The organism is Frankia sp. CcCS3 (assembly GCF_977927575.1).
On record NZ_CDWRCL010000026.1, the window covers coordinates 1 to 16,856 of the forward strand.

The 16,856-nt window shown below is 69.6% G+C and carries 14 protein-coding genes; 13 read left to right on the forward strand and 1 reads right to left on the reverse strand.

Translation table 11 applies throughout. The features are described 5' to 3' along the window. Positions 1-285 precede the first annotated feature (285 nt). From AC08OQ_RS04430 to clpX, 3 genes are all read left to right on the forward strand, one after another. Positions 286-927, forward strand: coding sequence for an ATP-dependent Clp protease proteolytic subunit (locus tag AC08OQ_RS04430; protein ID WP_011435649.1), 642 nt, complete (start codon positions 286-288; stop codon positions 925-927). Between the two features lie 83 nt (positions 928-1,010). Further along, on the forward strand, positions 1,011-1,664 hold the full coding sequence (locus AC08OQ_RS04435) for an ATP-dependent Clp protease proteolytic subunit (protein WP_476600400.1): 654 nt from the start codon (positions 1,011-1,013) through the stop codon (positions 1,662-1,664). A gap of 362 nt (positions 1,665-2,026) precedes the next feature. Then, the gene (clpX, locus tag AC08OQ_RS04440; RefSeq protein WP_462186098.1) at positions 2,027-3,313 is read left to right on the forward strand and encodes an ATP-dependent Clp protease ATP-binding subunit ClpX; all 1,287 of its coding nucleotides are present in this window, start codon (positions 2,027-2,029) and stop codon (positions 3,311-3,313) included. Positions 3,314-3,334: 21 nt separating this feature from the next. Here the strand turns inward: clpX and AC08OQ_RS04445 are convergent, their stop codons facing one another. Further along, positions 3,335-4,654 (reverse strand): bifunctional folylpolyglutamate synthase/dihydrofolate synthase, encoded by a 1,320-nt coding sequence (locus tag AC08OQ_RS04445; RefSeq protein ID WP_476600391.1) that lies wholly within the window; start codon positions 4,652-4,654, stop codon positions 3,335-3,337. A gap of 189 nt (positions 4,655-4,843) precedes the next feature. On the opposite strand from AC08OQ_RS04445, the gene AC08OQ_RS04450 reads away from it, so the two are divergent. The 10 genes from AC08OQ_RS04450 (at position 4,844) to AC08OQ_RS04495 (ending at position 16,450) form a co-directional block, all read left to right on the forward strand. Next, positions 4,844-5,098 (forward strand): hypothetical protein, encoded by a 255-nt coding sequence (locus tag AC08OQ_RS04450; protein ID WP_476611912.1) that lies wholly within the window; start codon positions 4,844-4,846, stop codon positions 5,096-5,098. A gap of 111 nt (positions 5,099-5,209) precedes the next feature. Further along, positions 5,210-6,358: a glutamate ligase domain-containing protein gene (locus AC08OQ_RS04455; protein ID WP_476611913.1), complete on the forward strand. Its 1,149-nt coding sequence runs from the start codon at positions 5,210-5,212 to the stop codon at positions 6,356-6,358. Between the two features lie 173 nt (positions 6,359-6,531). Then, positions 6,532-6,945, forward strand: a complete 414-nt coding sequence (ndk, locus tag AC08OQ_RS04460; RefSeq protein WP_476600395.1) for a nucleoside-diphosphate kinase — start codon at positions 6,532-6,534, stop codon at positions 6,943-6,945. Between the two features lie 441 nt (positions 6,946-7,386). Beyond that, positions 7,387-8,418, forward strand: a complete 1,032-nt coding sequence (locus AC08OQ_RS04465; protein ID WP_011435655.1) for a rod shape-determining protein — start codon at positions 7,387-7,389, stop codon at positions 8,416-8,418. A gap of 137 nt (positions 8,419-8,555) precedes the next feature. Then, positions 8,556-9,521 (forward strand): rod shape-determining protein MreC, encoded by a 966-nt coding sequence (gene mreC / locus AC08OQ_RS04470; protein WP_476592183.1) that lies wholly within the window; start codon positions 8,556-8,558, stop codon positions 9,519-9,521. Positions 9,522-9,526: 5 nt separating this feature from the next. Then, positions 9,527-10,069 (forward strand): rod shape-determining protein MreD, encoded by a 543-nt coding sequence (gene mreD, locus AC08OQ_RS04475; protein WP_476600402.1) that lies wholly within the window; start codon positions 9,527-9,529, stop codon positions 10,067-10,069. After that, positions 10,066-12,255, forward strand: a complete 2,190-nt coding sequence (gene mrdA / locus AC08OQ_RS04480) for a penicillin-binding protein 2 (RefSeq protein ID WP_476600396.1) — start codon at positions 10,066-10,068, stop codon at positions 12,253-12,255. Before mreD ends, mrdA begins: the two co-directional genes overlap by 4 nt. A 95-nt stretch (positions 12,256-12,350) precedes the next feature. Further along, complete coding sequence (gene rodA / locus AC08OQ_RS04485; RefSeq protein ID WP_462186092.1) at positions 12,351-13,586, forward strand: rod shape-determining protein RodA; 1,236 nt, start codon at positions 12,351-12,353, stop codon at positions 13,584-13,586. A gap of 91 nt (positions 13,587-13,677) precedes the next feature. Then, a complete protein-coding gene (locus AC08OQ_RS04490; protein WP_476611914.1) occupies positions 13,678-15,717 on the forward strand; it encodes a TIGR03960 family B12-binding radical SAM protein in 2,040 nt (679 codons plus the stop codon). After that, positions 15,701-16,450, forward strand: coding sequence for a TIGR03936 family radical SAM-associated protein (locus AC08OQ_RS04495; RefSeq protein ID WP_476599201.1), 750 nt, complete (start codon positions 15,701-15,703; stop codon positions 16,448-16,450). The genes AC08OQ_RS04490 and AC08OQ_RS04495 overlap by 17 nt, the downstream gene beginning before the upstream one ends. Positions 16,451-16,856: the final 406 nt, after the last annotated feature.

Consider the following 16,856-nt stretch of genomic DNA (forward strand, 5'->3'; position numbering starts at 1 on the left):
CGATCACAAGATCAGCGACAGATCCGGTCACCGTTCCCACCCGGAACCGTGGCCAGCCCCCGCTGTTCGTCTCACCATCGCCGCCTTCCGTGACCGGACGGCGCCGCGCCGAACCAGCCCGCGCCCGGCTGGCCATGAGCGCCCACCGGCCCCGGGCCGGCCGGACTGGCCCGTCCTCACGCCCAGCGCGAACATCGGGCGGGAAGGGCGGGAACTGGGGCGTGTCACAGATAGTGTCGAGCCGGTCAATCAGCCGCCCCATGTGAGGAAGTCGAGGAGCTGACCGTGAGTAACATCGCAGCCCCGCGCCTGCCGGTTCCGGGTCCGGACCTTCGTGCACCCGGTCAGGGTGGACCCGCGTTCGACGACCAGGTTTTCAACCGTCTGTTGGCCAACCGCATCGTCTTCCTCGGCTCGGTCGTCGAGGACTCGATCGCCAACGCGATCTGTGCGCAGCTCCTGCTGCTCAACGCGGAGGATCCGACCCGCGACATTTTCCTCTACATCAACTCGCCGGGTGGGTCGGTGAGCGCCGGTATGGCGATCTACGACACCATGCAGTTCGTCGAGAACGATGTCGCGACCGTCTCGCTCGGTCTCGCCGCGTCGATGGGGCAGTTCCTGCTCTGCGCCGGTGCGTCGGGTAAGCGCTACTCCCTGCCGCACGCGCGGATCATGATGCACCAGCCGTCCGGTGGGATCGGGGGCACCGCCTCCGACATCGCCATCCAGGCGGAGCAGATGCTCTACACCAAGCGGATGATGCAGGAGCGCATCGCCTTCCACACCGGTCAGCCGATCGAGCAGATCGAGCGCGACTCCGACCGGGACCGGTGGTTCACCGCCGAGGAGGCCAAGGACTACGGCTTCGTCGACCACGTCGTCCAGCAGGCCCGCCAGGTCCCCAGCGAAGGCCCGGTGAGCTGAGCGGAGCCCCCGCTCACCGGATCGAACCGTCGTCATCCGTCCCGGAGGCAGCCACCATGTTCCACGACACGCTGTACCAGCAGATGCGGCACGAGCAGGCCCGCCAGGCAGCCGCCCAGTCGCAGGGCCGCTACGTCCTGCCGAACATCATCGAGAAAACCTCCCGCGGCGAGTACGGCATGGATCCGTACTCGAAGCTGCTCAAGGAGCGGATCGTCTTCCTCGGTGTGCAGATCGATGATGTGTCGGCGAACGACGTGATGGCGCAGTTGCTGTTCCTGGAGTCCGAGGATCCCGACCGGGACATCTCGATCTACATCAACTCGCCGGGTGGGTCGTTCACGTCGTTGACGGCGATTTACGACACGATGCAGTTCGTGCGGCCGGACATCTCGACGATCTGCATGGGGCAGGCGGCGTCGGCGGCAGCGGTGCTGCTGGCGGCGGGCACGCCGGGGAAGCGGTTCGCGCTGGAGAACAGCCGGATCCTCATCCACCAGCCGTCGGCGCAGGGCGAGGGCCAGTCGAGCGACATCGAGATCCAGGCGCGAGAGATCCTGCGGATGCGGTCCCTGCTGGAGCGGATGCTCGCCGTCCACACCGGCAAGAAGGAAGAGGACATCCGCAAGGACATCGAGCGTGACAAGATCTTCAGTGCCGACGAGGCCAAGGAGTACGGCCTGATCGACGAGGTCATCAAGACCCGGAAGTCCTCCCGGCTCGCCACCGCTCGCTGAGGTGCCGGGCCGGCGGTCCGACCCCGCGGTCGGAGCCTCGCGAGGCGTGACGTCTCGCGAGGCCGGCACGCGGTCGTCGGCCGTCGGCCGCTACCACACCCGACGCGCCGACGCGGTGAAACCCGGTCAGCAGTTCTCGTCCGTGACGCGATGGCCTCATGGGACTGCGTGGACGGGCGAGGACGGCCAAGGTGACCGTAGGCTGACCGGTATGAGCCGAGCGATTGGGCTCTCACCGGACGGCTCGGCGGGGTACCGTCCCCACGGGGATGGTTGCAGGCAGACACGCGACGACTGGGCGGTGTCAACCGCCCCTGACATGCAGGCGACACCATCGTCTGGACGAAGGGACTGAGTCCTCGGTGGCACGCATCGGTGATGGCGGTGACCTGCTCAAGTGCTCGTTCTGCGGTAAGTCGCAGAAGCAGGTGAAGAAGCTCATCGCCGGCCCTGGCGTCTATATCTGCGACGAGTGCATCGATCTCTGCAACGAGATCATCGAGGAGGAGCTGTCCGAATCCTCCGAGCTCAAGTGGGACGAACTGCCCAAGCCACGCGAGATCTACGAGTTCCTCGACAGTTACGTGGTGGGGCAGGAGACGGCGAAGAAGACCCTCTCCGTCGCGGTCTACAACCACTACAAGCGGGTCCAGGCGGGCGGATCCAGCGGTGACGGGAGCAAGGGCGAGGTCGAGCTCGCGAAGAGCAACATCCTGCTGCTCGGGCCGACGGGCTGCGGCAAGACGCTGCTCGCCCAGACTCTCGCGCGAATGCTCAACGTCCCGTTTGCCATCGCCGATGCCACCGCGCTGACCGAGGCGGGCTACGTCGGGGAAGACGTCGAGAACATTCTGCTCAAACTCATTCAGGCCGCCGACTATGACGTCAAAAAGGCCGAGACCGGGATTATCTACATCGACGAGGTCGACAAGATCGCCCGGAAGTCGGAGAACCCGAGCATCACGCGGGACGTGTCCGGTGAGGGCGTGCAACAGGCCCTGTTGAAGATCCTCGAAGGCACCACGGCCAGCGTGCCGCCACAGGGCGGGCGCAAGCACCCGCATCAGGAGTTCATCCAGATCGACACGACGAACGTGCTGTTCATCGTGGGCGGGGCGTTCGCCGGGCTCGACCGGATCATCGAGTCGAGGATCGGCAAGAAGTCGCTGGGGTTCCGCGCCGTACTGCACGGCAAGGACGACCCGGACGGATCCGACGTCTTCGGCGACATCATGCCCGAGGACCTGCTGAAGTACGGCATGATTCCGGAGTTCATCGGCCGGCTCCCGGTGATCACCAGCGTGTCCAACCTGGATCGGGAGGCGCTGATCCGCATCCTCACCGAGCCGAAGAACGCCCTCGTCCGCCAGTACAAGCGACTGTTCGAGCTGGACAGCGTCGACCTCGACTTCACCTCGGACGCGCTCGAGGCCATCGCGGACCAGGCGATCCTGCGTGGGACCGGTGCCCGCGGGCTGCGAGCGATCATGGAAGAGGTCCTGCTCTCGGTGATGTACGACATCCCGAGCCGCAAGGACGTGGCCCGGGTCGTCGTCACCCGCGAGGTCGTGCTGGAGCACGTCAATCCGACGCTGGTCCCGCGCGACGTCGTGTCCAAGCGGCCTCCCCGCCAGGAGAAGTCGGCCTGACGGCGCCCACCCGGCGCCCACTCAGTGCATCCCGTGCGTCGGGTCCAGCGCGGTCAGGGTCCGGCGGGCCTCAGCCAGATGGTAGAAGGACCCGGTCACCAGGATCGCCCCACCCGGCCCCGCCGCGTCCCGCAGGGCGTGGCGGACGGCGCAGCCGACGTCGGAGGCAGCGTGGGCCGGCATCCCCCGCGCCCGCGCCGCGGAGACCAGGCGCTCGGCGTGGATGGCCCGCGGTGACGCCGGTTCGCAGGCGATCAGCGAGCTGATCGGTTGGTGGCGCAGTTCCGCGAGAGTCCCCTCGTAGTCGTGACCGCGCAGCGCCCCGTAGACGACGGTCCACTCCCGCCCGGGGAACTCCTCACCCAAGGACCGGGCGAGCGCCGCGCCCGCTGCCGGGTTGTGCGCCCCGTCAAGCACGCACAGCGGCTGTGCGCGCACGATTTCCAGGCGTCCCGGCGCCCGGACGCCCCCGAGACCGGTCCGGACCACGGCGTCGGGGAGGGGATGACCGGCGAAGGTCTCCACGGCGGCCAGGGCGCACGCCGCGTTGGCATCCTGATAGGCACCGTGCAGGGACAGCCGCACGTCGTCGTAGCGCGCCTGCGGGGTGCGGAAACCGCCCCGTCGACCCGCCGCGTCCGGGTGGCCGGCGACCGCGGCGAAGTCCTGGCCCAGCCGCAGGATATCCGTGGCCGGGGTCCGGGCGAAGATGTCGTAGAAGCGGGGGTCCACCTCGCCGAGCACCAGGTGACTGCCGGGCTTGACGATCCCGGCCTTCTCGCGGGCCACGCCCGCCATACTCCCGGCGTAGTCCAGATGATCCGCGCCGATGCTGGTGACGACCGCGACCCGCCCGTCGGCGATGTTCGTGGCGTCCCAGCGGCCGAGCAGGCCCACCTCGACCACGGCGACGTCGACGGCCAGGTCGGCGAACCATCGGAAGGCGGTGGCCGTCAGCAGCTCGAAGAAGGTGGGCCGTCCGCTCATCGGGGCGGCCGCGTCCAGGACGGTGCCCACGCAGCGTCCGAATTCCTCGTCGCCGATCGGTTGGCCGTCGACGACCAGGCGCTCGTTCACCCGCTCCAGATGCGGACTGGTGTACAGCCCCACCCGCAGCCCCGCCGCGCCCAGCAGCGCCGAGATGATCCGCGCCGTCGAGGTCTTGCCGTTCGTGCCGGTCAGATGGATCAGCGGAACCGCCCGGTGCGGATCCCCGAGCCGGCCCGCCAGCTCCCGCATCCGGTCGAGGCTCGGCACCGGCCGACCCGCCGGCATCGTCTGCTTCTCGAGATCCACCGTGTTGTTCAGGGCGACCCACGCCGACTCGTACGTCCACTTCACAGGCTGGTTCCACTTCACCGGCTGGTTTCGCCCTCCTTCGACCTGGGGTCGACAGTAGTCCGCGGGAGTCTGCGGGCAGGTGCGCCGGACGCGTCCTCTGCGGGGGGGAGCGCGGGCACCTGCGCGGGCACTTGCGTGGGCGGGAGTGAACCCGGTGGACCCGGACCATCGGGCCGTACCATCGGGGATGTGACAGGCGCCGCCGGGACCACCGGAACCGCCCATGCTCCTGATCATGAGCGGGAGGGCCCACGCGCGTTCGCGGCCGAGTGCTCCCGGCGCCGCGAGGTCCGCGCCCGGCCGGGCTTCGACCGGCTGAGCCGTCTGCTGGATCTGCTCGGCCAGCCGCAGCGGGCCCTTCCGAGCATTGTGGTGACCGGCTCGGTGGGGAAGAGCTCCACGGTGTCGGCGATTAGGGGACGTAATGAAGTAACAAATACGTGATCGAGAGCATCATCGCAGGTCACAGGCCTGTGGAGGGTTCGAAACGCGCAAGTTATTTCATTTCGACTCCTTACCGCGCTGCTGCACTCGTTCGGCATCCGCGCGGGATCGTTGAGTTCGCCGGGCTGGCTTGGGGCCGAGCAGCGGGTGGGGCTGGCCGGCGCCACGATCGATCCCGACGTCCTCGGCCGCGCCTACGCCGATATCGCGCCGTACCTGCCGCTGATCGAGGACGACGGCCGGCTGAGCGCCTTCGAGCTGCTTGCCGCCGTGGTCTTCGCCGCCTTCGCCGACGCTCCCGCCGATCTCGCCGTGATTGAGTCCGGCTGGGACGACGCCGGCGAGCTGAGCGCACTGCTCGACGCGCCGGTGTCGGTCGTCACCCCCGTGGCGGTGGGCGAGCGGGAGCCGGCGGCGGGCCTGGACCGGATCATCGCGCGGACGGCGGGGGTCATCCGCGCCGACACCCTGGTCGTGCTGGCCCAGCAGGTCCTGCCCGCCGCGCAGGCGCTGCTGCGGCGCGCCGCCGAGACCGGGGCGACGGTCGCCCGGGAGGGGCTGGAGTTCGGCGTACTCGGCCGGCAGGTGGCTGTCGGGGGGCAGATGATCACACTGAAGGGGCTGGGCGGCACCTACGAGGAGATCTTCCTGCCGCTGCACGGCGCGCATCAGGCCCACAACGCAGCGGTCGCGCTGGCCGCGGTCGAGGCGTTCCTCGGCGGCGGGCGCAACCAGCTCGACGTCGATGCGGTCCGCGCCGGTTTCGCCGAGGTGGACTCCCGGGGCCGGCTGGAGGTCGTCCGCCGGTCCCCGACGATCATTCTTGACGTGGCCGACTCGCCCGTGGCGGCGGGCGCGCTGGCCGCGGCGCTCGACGAGGCGTTCACCTTCGACGTCCTCGTCGGGGTCATCGCCATCGAGCGCGAGGTCGAGGGCGCCGCGGCGCGGGACGGTGCCGCCGCTCGGGACGGTGGTGGCGGGCGGGATGCGGCGGAGCTCCTGGCCGTCCTGGAGCCGGTCCTGAACACGGTGGTGGTCACCGCCGGTGCCGGGCCCGGATCGCTGCCGGTCGACGGTCTCGCCGCGGTCGCCGTGGGTGTCTTCGGCGCCGACCGGGTGGAGGTCGTACCCCGGTTGGACGACGCGATCGACGCCGGGGTGCGCATCGCCGAGGAGGACGCCAATCTGGGGGGCGCCGGCGTGGTGATCACTGGTTCGGCATCTGTCGTGGGTCGGGCCCGGGCGTTGCTGCGCCCGTGACACGTCCTCCTGGGTTTCCCGACATGTTCCCGACGCGTTCCTGATGCGGTTGCGGGGTGTTTCCGGGACGCCGCGGTCCCGTCACGGTGCGGGCGTGGGCACCCTGTAAGTTGACGGGGGATCCTTGGGTCCCTCGTCAAGGACGACGAAGTCGATGATCGAGAAGGAGTACCGTGTCCGTCGAGCGCACCCTCATCCTGGTCAAGCCCGATGGCGTCAGCCGTGGCCTCGTCGGTGAGGTCGTCGGCCGGCTCGAGCGCAAGGGGCTCACTCTGGTGGCGCTCGAACTGCGCACGCTGGAGCGGTCCGTCGCCGAGACGCACTATGGCGAGCACGCCAGCAAGCCGTTCTTCGGTGAACTGGTCGACTTCATCACCTCCGGGCCGCTGGTGGCCCTCGTGGCCGAGGGGGCGCGTGCGGTGGAGGCGTCGCGTGGGCTGATCGGCGCGACCGATCCGGTCAAGGCCGCGCCCGGCTCGCTGCGTGGGGACTACGCGCTGGAGATCGGCCAGAACCTCGTGCACGGCTCGGACTCGCCGGAGTCCGCCAAGCGGGAGATCGACCTCTTCTTCCCGGGCCTGAGCTGACCGCGTAGCCGTTCACACCGACCGGGGCGTTCCCGAGAGGTCCCGAGATGCCCCGAGACGCCGCCGGTCGGATTTCGGGTGGCCTCTCAGGGCCTGGCCGGGACCGTAGGCGTGTCGCCCTCGTGATTCGTGAGTGTGCGCAGGGCGGTTCCGGCCCAAGGGTGACACGAAACCGGCCCATCACCGACCGGGGCGGCGAGGGGCCCGGTGTCGGTCTACCCTTCAAGTACTTGCCCGGAGCGTGTCCGGTGGGTCGCGGTAACCGACAGGGTCGTGGTCGGTGGCCGTGGTCGAATCCCCGGTGGGCGCCTGGGTCGTCCTGTTCGATCTACGAACTCTGTACGTGTTCCACGCGCTTCTCCGGCTCCTCGGTAGGCCGTGCCTGTCGGTCACGCCGGAGGCGGCCAGGACCGCATCCCCCGGGAAGGTCGGTACCCGACGATGTCCAGTTCGCTGTCGTTCCTCGGTCGTGACATGGCCGTCGACCTCGGTACCGCCAACACGCTGGTGTACGTGCGCGGCCGCGGGATCGTCCTCAACGAACCGAGCGTGGTCGCGATCAACACCACCACCTCGGGCATTCTCGCCGTCGGAACCGACGCCAAGCGGATGATCGGCCGGACGCCCGGCAACGTGGTGGCCGTGCGGCCGCTGAAGGACGGCGTCATCGCCGACTTCGAGACGACCGAGCGGATGCTGCGCTACTTCATCCAGAAGGTGCACCGGCGGCGCCATTTCGCCAAGCCCAGGCTGGTCGTGTGCGTGCCCTCCGGCATCACGGGAGTGGAACAGCGGGCCGTGAAGGACGCCGGCTACCAGGCCGGCGCCCGAAAGGTCTACATCATTGAGGAGCCGATGGCCGCGGCGATCGGCGCTGGTCTGCCGGTGCACGAGCCGACCGGCAACATGGTCGTGGATATCGGTGGGGGCACCACCGAGGTCGCCGTGATCTCACTGGGCGGCATCGTCACCAGCCAGTCGATCCGCACCGCCGGGGACGAACTCGACGTCGCGATCATCTCCTACGTCAAGAAGGAGTACTCGCTGATGCTCGGCGAACGCACCGCCGAGGAGATTAAGATGGCGATTGGGTCGGCGCACAAGGTTCCCGACGAGCCCAGCGCCGAGATCCGTGGGCGCGACCTGATCACTGGACTGCCGAAGACGATCGTGGTGACGGCGGAGGAGATCCGCAAGGCGATCGAGGATCCAGTCAACGCGGTCATCGACGCGGTGAAGGTGACCCTCGACCGCTGCCCGCCGGAGCTCTCCGGCGACATCATGGACCGCGGCATCGTCCTCACCGGCGGCGGGGCGCTGCTGCGCGGTCTCGACGAGCGGCTGCGGCAGGAGACCGGCATGCCGATCCACATCGCGGAGAATCCGCTGCATTCGGTTGCAATGGGGTCGGGCAAGTGCGTGGAGGAGTTCGAGGCCCTACAGCAGGTACTGATCTCCGAGCCGCGGCGCTAGGCGGTTGCGCAGGGCCCTTGCCGATCCCTTCCCATTGGACCGATCCTTTCCCATTGGAATAGCCGGAGCGGCGCCTGGTGCCGCGTGGCCGTCGCCGCGTGGCACCGGATCGCGCAAGAGTGTGTTCGGAGGGTGTTGTGGGCCGTGGCACGAGGCGATCCCGCCTGGTGATCGTCGCCCTGCTCATCGTCGCCTTCACCCTGATCACCCTGGACTACCGGACCGGGAGATCGGCCACCGGAGCACGCGGGGTCCTGCACTCGATCTTCGGGGGGGTCGAGAACGGCGTTACGACGGTCACCCGCCCGATCGGCCGGACCGTCTCCTCCCTGACGCACCCGAACCGCTATCACGACCGGGCGGACCGACTCGCGGAGGAGAACGCCCGCCTGCGCCGCCAGATCGCCGACGACACTGAGATCGGCCGGATGTCAACCGAACTCGCAGATCTTCGTTTGCTGGCAGATAAGGGCCAGTACACCGTCGTGCCGGCAAAGGTGATTGCGGTCGGTGACGTGACGGGGACGGACTGGACCGTCACCATCAACGCCGGCAGGGCCGACGGCATCGTGGTCGACAAGACCGTGCTCAATGCCGACGGGCTGGTCGGCACGGTGTCCGGCGTGACCGAGCACACCGCAATCGTCCGGCTGGCCTGCGACCCGGGCAGTCACATCGGAGCCCGGCTCGAACGCACCCAGCTGCTCGGTGCCGTGGTCGGTGGGCAGGGACCAAGCACGTTGACCTTCACGCTGTACGACGCCTCGTACCGGGTGCAGAAGGGCGATCGGCTGGTCACCTTTGGCAGCCTCGACTACGTCGCCGGCGTCCCGATCGGTGCAGTCACCAAGGTCACCGACGTCGATGGTCTGTCGCGGACCGCCGAGGTCAGACCGTACGCGTCGGTCGGCACTCTGGACCTGGTCGGAGTGGTGGTTGGCAAGCCACCGGCTGACCCCGGCGACCGGGTACTGAAGCCCAGGCCAGTGCCGACCGAGCCGGCTGCGCTTGTCCCGCCGGCCCCGCCGTCCCCCACTGCCGGGTCGCCGGTGGGGGGATCACCGGCCGGGGCGGCATCCGGTGTCCGGGGCGGAGCGGGTTGAGCGTGATGTGGGGCACCGCCGGCCCTGAGGAGACCCTGCGCGGGCGCGCCGTCGTGGCCGCGGTCGTGCTCCTGACCGTCGCCCTGATCTTCCAGGTCTCCGTGATTGCCCGGTTGAGCCTGCCCGGCGGCCGGCTCGACCTCATGCTCGTCCTGTTGGCGGCGATCGCGCTGATCGAGGGGCCGCTGCTCGGCGCGGTCGCCGGCTTCGTGGCGGGATTGCTGGCCGATCTGTCCTCCACTCATGTTCTCGGTCAGACTGCTCTCGTTTTGTGTCTGATCGGTTACGCTGTCGGACTGGCGATGGATGCGGCGGAGCGGTCGGTGGTGGTTCCCCTGGCGGCGATCGGTGGGGCGAGTGTGCTGGGCACTCTCGGGTACGCCGCCACCACCTCGATCCTCGGTGAGGCGGCGTTGACGGGAGGTCAGGCTGTGCTGCGGGCGTTGGCGGCCGGCGTCTACGCCCTCCTGCTCACCCCGTTCCTGTTCCCGTTGCTGCTCGCGGGCTCCCGGCGGCTGGCCGGCGGTCGGCGGCGGGAGTCGCGATGAACGACCGGGTGCGGGTCCGCGTCCTGCTGCTGCGCGTGCTGGTCGTTTCCCTGCTCATCACACTCGGCGCGCGGCTGTGGGTACTCCAGATCCTGGACGGTGACCGGTACCGCCGGGTCGCCGAGACCAACCGGGTCCGCGAGGTGGTGACGCCCGCGACCCGGGGGATGATCCTTGACGATAAGGGGCAGGCCCTCGTCCGCAACCGTACGTCGCTGGTCATCTCGGTGAACCGGTCGACCACGGATCGGCAGGCCGACCAGGGCCGGGCCGTCCTCGCCCGCCTCGCCGCGGTGATCGGCACCCCCGTGGACGAGCTCGCCCGGCGGATCCGGTTCTGTAGCGCCCAGGTGAAGCCGCCCTGCTGGAACGGATCGCCCTACCAGCCGGTACCGGTCGCCGAGGACGTCAGCCCGCAGCAGGCCCTCGCCGTCATCGAACATCCCGACCGCTTCCCCGGCGTCTCCGCCGACCTGCAGGCCGTCCGCGAGTACCCGCATGGCGCGCTGGCCGCGCACGAGCTGGGCTATCTCGCGCCGGTCAGTCAGGACCAGCTCGACAAGCAGGGGGATGAGAAGGGCTACCACCTCAACAGCCTGATCGGCGTTGCCGGCCTGGAGAGCACCTATGACGACGAGCTGCGCGGCACCGACGGGGTGGAACGCCTGGAGGTGGACCGGTTCGGCCGGGTGGCCGGTACCGCGTCGACCACCGCGCCGCTCAGCGGTGACCACCTGGTGCTCAACCTTGACCTCGACGTGCAGCAGGCGGTCGAGCAGGCGCTGACGGACACGATCAACAAGCTCGGGGGCGGCCCGCGCACCGCTTCCGCGGTCGTGCTGGACGTGCGCACCGGCGGGGTGGTCGCGATGGCGAGCCTGCCGTCCTACGACCCGTCGGTCTTCGTCGGCGGGGTCTCGGAGAACGACTACCGGGCGCTGTCCGATCCCGCGAACGGCATCCCGCTGCTCTCGCGGGCCTACCAGGGGTCGGGGGCGGCCGGCTCCACCTTCAAGGCCATCTCCGCCGCCGTCGCCTTGCAGAACCTGGGCGCCAAGGGGAACGACCTCTACGACTGCGCGCCCAGCCTGCAGATCGGTGACCAGGTCTTCCACAACTTCGACGGCCAGTCGGCCGGTCCGATCACCCTGCACCAGGCGCTGGTCATCTCCTGTGACGTCATCTTCGACAAGTTCGCCTACGACGCCTGGCTCGCGGACGGCGGGCTGCGCAACGGCCGTGGGCCCTATTCCGCCCCGAAAGAGTACTTTGTCAGGATGGCCCAGGCGATGGGCTTGGGCCGGACCACCGGGCTGGACCTGCCCGGCGAAACGCGGGGCTTCGTCGTCGACCGCGCCGGCGCCAAGGCGATCTGGGCGGAGCTCAAGGACTCCTACTGCCGGCGGGCCAAGAACGGCTACCCGGAGGAGCCCGACCCGGCCAAGGCCGAGCGGTACCGCAAGTACGCCGCCGAGGCGTGCGTCGACGGCTATCTGTACAACGCCGGTGCCGCTGCCCAGTTCGCGATCGGCCAGGGCCAGTACCTGTCGCTGAGCCCGCTGCAGCTCGCCGTCGCCTATGCGGCCATCGCCAACGGCGGCACCCTGTACAAGCCCACCCTCGCCAAGGCCACCGTGTCTCCGGACGGCAAGGTCGTCAGGACCTTCGCGCCGCGCCGGGCCGGGACGCTGCCGGTCTCACCGGAGAACCTTGCTTACATCCGGGACAGCCTGCGGGGGGTGACGACGGAGGGCGGGGGCACCGCCACCGGCGTCTTCGCGGACTGGCCGAGCGACGTCGTCCCGATCGCGGCAAAGACCGGAACCGCCGAGGTCGAGGGCAAGGGGGACACCTCCTGGTTCGCCTCCTTCGCGCCGGCGAACGACCCCCAGTTCGCCGTCGTGGTCACCATCCCGGACTCCGGGACCGGCGCGGAGTTCGCGGCTCCGGTGGCCAAGCAGATCTACCAGGCGATCTACGGTGTCGGCCGGCCGGCGGCGATGCCGGGTGGGAAACCGCCGGCCGAGCCGCCGAAGATCAACCGGGACGGGACGATCGCGGCGTCGTCACCGCAGCCCGCCCCCGCGACGCCGACATCGCCGGCCGGATCGGCGCCGGTCCTGGCCGGCCCCCTGTCCGGTACCAGCGGCGCGGGCGCGACGGCGACGGGCCGGGCGCCACCCTGACGGCCACCTTGTGCCGTGAGGGCGGGGCCTCGGGATGAGGTGGGAGCCCAGGATGTGAATGTCGCGTCGGCGTGACGGTGGTGGCGGGAGGCGCAGTGGTAGACGAAGCGGGACCCACCGCACTTCGATCGTCTCCGGTGCCCATCCGGGGGCGGATCGGGCACCTGCGGGAGAGGGCTTCCGGACCCCACTCGCCGCTGCGCCGGCTCGACTGGCCGCTGCAGCTCTGCGTCATCGCGTTGTCCGTTCTCGGTGCTCTGCTGGTCTGGTCGGCGACCCGCCAGCGGCTCAGCGAGGCGGGCAGTGATCCCAACACCTTCCTCGATCGGCACCTGCTGAACCTGGCCATCGGGCTGGTGCTCGGCGCGGTTGCGACCGTCATCGACTACCGGGCGGTGCGGGCCTACGCGCCCTTCGTCTATCTCGGCTCGCTCGTCGGGCTCGTCGCGGTACTCCCGTTCGGTTCGACGATCAACGGCGCGCACTCGTGGATTGTGCTGCCTGCCGGCTTCCAGCTGCAGCCGTCCGAGTTCGCCAAGGTGGCGCTCGTGGTCGGCGTGGCGATGATCTTCGGTGAGAAACACGAGGACCGGCACACGGGAGTCCGGCGCGGCGCCCCCGGCCACGGTGACGTGCTGCTCGTGCTCGGGCTCACCGTGGTCCCGACCGGCTTGATCATGTTGCAGCCGGACTTCGGTACCGTCATGGTTCTGGTCTTCACCACCCTCGGCATGCTGGCGGTCAGCGGCGCGCCGCGCCGATGGGTGCTGGGGCTGATCCTCTGCGGTGTGCTGTTCGGCGGCGCGATCCTCCAGTTCCACCTCCTGAAGCCGTATCAGGAGGCCCGGCTGACCTCGTTCGTCTCCGAGAACAAGGCATCGTCCGGCACGGGCTACAACGTCGACCAGGCGATGATCGCGATCGCCAACGGCGGAATCTCCGGACGGGGCCTGCTGCACGGCCAGCAGACCCAGGGCCAGTTCGTCCCCGAGCAGCAGACAGACTTCGTGTTCAGTGTCGCGGGGGAGGAACTGGGATACCTCGGGGCTGGCGGAATCATCGTGCTGCTCGGCGTGGTTCTGTGGCGGGCCCTGTCAATCGGCTTCGACTCGCAGGACTCCTTCGGCACGCTCGTCGCCACCGGGGTCGTCTCCTGGTTCACCTTCCAGGCGTTCGTCAACATCGGCATGTGCCTGGGCATCATGCCGGTCACCGGCCTGCCGTTGCCTTTTCTCTCCTACGGCGGTTCGTCGATGTTCGCAAACATGATCGCTGTCGGGCTCCTGCAGAACGTGCGGCTGCGATCCCGATCGGACCCGTATGCCTCCTGAGCCCGCCCGGCTGCACACTTCCCGCCCGGCCGCGTTTCCCGGGCCGGCCGAGCGTCGAGGTGGACCTGGCGCGTGCCGTAGGCTCGCATGCATGTCCGGACAGTCGCTGTTCGCTCGCCTGGAGCCGCTGCTCCCGCGGGTGCGAAGGCCCGTGCAGTACGTTGGAGGCGAGGGCAACTCCACGGTCAAACCCTGGGACTCCGCTGCCGTCCGCTGGTGCCTGATGTATCCGGACGCCTACGAGATCGGCCTGCCCAACCAGGGGCTGCAGATTCTGTACGAGATCCTCAACGAGCAGCCGGATGTGCTCGCCGAGCGCACCTACTCGGTGTGGCCGGACCTGGAAGTGTTGCTGCGCGAGCACGGGCTGCCGCAGTTCACGGTGGACGCCCACCGCGCGGTGGGCGATTTCGACCTGTTGGGCATCAGTTTCGCCACCGAGCTCGGGTATACCAACCTGCTGACGGCACTCGATCTTGCCGGGATCTCGTTGCACGCGGCCGAGCGCACCGACGCTGATCCGCTGGTCATCGCGGGGGGGCATGCCGCCTTCAATCCCGAGCCGATCGCCACGTTCGTCGACGCCGTCGTGCTCGGCGACGGCGAGCAGGCCGTGCTGGGCATCACCGACGTGGTTCGCGCCTGGAAGGCGGCCGGGAGTCCCGGTGGCCGGGGCGAGCTGTTGCACTGGCTGGCCCGTCGGCGCCTGGTGTACGTGCCGGCGTTCTACGACGTCTCCTACCGGCCCGACGGCCGTATTCGGTCGGTCACCCGCAACCGGGACGACGTGCCGGTCCGGCCGAGCAAGCACACGCTGTCCGATCTCGACTCCTGGCCGTATCCGAAGGCTCCGCTGGTCCCGCTCGCCGAGACGGTGCACGAGCGGATGAGCGTGGAGATCTTCCGCGGCTGCACCCGGGGCTGCCGGTTCTGCCAGGCCGGGATGATCACCCGTCCGGTGCGTGAGCGTAACATCGCCACCATCGGTGCGATGGTCGACGCGGGGCTGCGCGCGACGGGATTCTCCGAGGTCGGCCTGCTGTCGTTGTCGAGCGCGGACCACACCGAGATCGGCGAGATCGCCACCGGTCTCGCCGACCGGTACGAGGGCACCAACGTCTCGTTGAGCCTGCCGTCCACCCGGGTGGACGCCTTCAACGTCACGCTCGCGAACGAGTTCTCCCGTAACGGCCGGCGTAGCGGGCTGACCTTCGCCCCTGAGGGCGGTTCCGAGCGGCTGCGCCGGGTCATCAACAAGATGGTCAGTGCCGAGGACCTGGTCCGCACCGTCAGCACCGCTTACGCTCACGGCTGGCGGCAGGTGAAGCTCTATTTCATGTGCGGCCTGCCGACCGAGACCGACGAAGACGTGCTGGAGATCGCCGACCTCGCCCGGGAGGTCATCCGGGCCGGTCGGCGGGTCAGCGGGCAGCGCGACATCCGCTGCACCGTGTCGATCGGCGGGTTCGTGCCCAAGCCGCACACCCCGTTTCAGTGGGTGGGGCAGGCGCCGCACGAGGTGACCGACGCTCGGCTGAAGCTGCTCCGTGATGCCGTGCGCGCCGATCGTGAGGTGGGTCGGGCGATCGGTTTCCGTTACCACGACGGTCGGCCAGGCATCATCGAGGGCCTGCTGGCTCGCGGTGACCGCCGGGTGGGTGCGGTGATCGAACGGGTCTGGCGGGACGGTGGCCGCTTCGACGGCTGGAACGAGTACTTCTCGTTCGAACGCTGGGAGTCCGCGTGCGCGGCGGAGCTCGGACCGCTGGGGGTGTCGCTGGACTGGTTCACCACCCGCGAGCGTGACGAACGCGAGGTGCTGGCCTGGGATCACCTCGACGCGGGCCTCGACCGGGACTGGCTGTGGGCCGACTGGCAGGAATCGCTGAGCGGGAATGAGCTCGATGACTGTCGCTGGACACCCTGCTACGACTGCGGGGTCTGCCCGACGATGGGCACCGACACCCAGATCGGCCCGACCGGACGTCGACTGCTCCCCGTGCTTGCGGTGTCGAACCTCCAGGGCCCCGGGTCCGGGCAGGCCGAGCGACCGCAGCCAGCCGTTCAACCCGATCCCGCGACCGCGTCGCGGCTCGCCCCGGCTCCGGTGGGCAGTGGCGCGGCGACCTGAGGGACCGCCGCCTCCGCCGGTGGTCGAACGGGTGCGACTTCGTTTCGCGAAGCGGGGCCGGCTGAGATTCCTCTCACATCGGGACGTGGCGCGCACGTTCGAGCGCGCGTTGCGCCGAGCCGGGGTCCCGATGGCCTATTCGGCGGGATTCAGTCCGCATCCGCGGATCTCGTGGCTGGGCGCCGCGCCGACCGGGGCGGCCAGTGAGGCCGAATACGTCGAGCTGGCCCTGGCGGCCTCGGTCGATCCGGATGCGCTGCGGGTCGGCCTGGACGCCGTTCTTCCGCCGGGGCTGGACGTGCTCGCGTGCCGCCGGGCGGAAGGCGGCGGCCTCGCCGAGCGGATCGACGCCTCGCGGTGGTCGGTACGGTTGCCGGGTGCCTCAGCTCCGGAGGTCTCCGCCGCCGTGCGGGAGCTGTTGCGCCGCGACATGGTCGAAGTTGAGCGGGCGACGAAGGACGGCCGGCGACGGTTCGATGTGCGCGCGGCAGTGGTCTCCGCCGTTTGCCGCGCAGAGAACGACACGTGTGCGATACTAGAGATGGTCGTGCGGCACACGACGCCCGCTGTACGACCAGACGACGTGCTGACCGCCCTAGGCGTGGTAGCCGGCCTGCGCTCGTCGGTGCCGCCCGAGTCCACCCGGCTCGAACAGGGCCGACTGCGTGAGGACGGCACTGTGGCGGACCCGCTGGCGCAGGACCGCAACGGCGCTGGCCGGCTGGTGGGTTGAACCTCAGCGTGTTGCAGGGCGTCGCAGGATTCCCGGCGGTACCCGCGCCGGACCGAGACAGCGGCTTCTGCGCGGTCGCGACTGCATGAGCAGCGCGCCCGGGAGCCCGAGAGGCTTCTTAACCCGTGCCCGACGACGATCTGACTATCCAGACTGAATCTGAGCCCACCCGACCGGTAGCGCGTAGGCGCAGGGCCGCGGGACGAGCGGCAGGCCCACCCGTCGATGAGCATGTCACCGCCGGGCCGAGCGTGACCGATGTGGCGCCAGCCGGGAATCCGGTTCCGGACCCGGCCGTCGCCCAGGTCCCGGGCGGGCCCCTTCCAGACGAGACCTCCGGCGACGCGCCCTCGGCGCAGGCCGAGGGCCGGCGCCGGCGCCGGCGCCGGGACGCTGGTTCGACTAC

Bases quoted from the DNA above. Each gene is read 5' to 3' on its own strand.
- mrdA (WP_476600396.1), top strand. From the start codon at position 10,066: ATGAACGACCGGGTGCGGGTCCGCGTCCTGCTGCTGCGCGTGCTGGTC.
- AC08OQ_RS04490 (WP_476611914.1), top strand. From the start codon at position 13,678: ATGTCCGGACAGTCGCTGTTCGCTCGCCTGGAGCCGCTGCTCCCGCGG.
- AC08OQ_RS04435 (WP_476600400.1), top strand. From the start codon at position 1,011: ATGCGGCACGAGCAGGCCCGCCAGGCAGCCGCCCAGTCGCAGGGCCGC.
- AC08OQ_RS04465 (WP_011435655.1), top strand. From the start codon at position 7,387: ATGTCCAGTTCGCTGTCGTTCCTCGGTCGTGACATGGCCGTCGACCTC.
- mreD (WP_476600402.1), top strand. From the start codon at position 9,527: ATGTGGGGCACCGCCGGCCCTGAGGAGACCCTGCGCGGGCGCGCCGTC.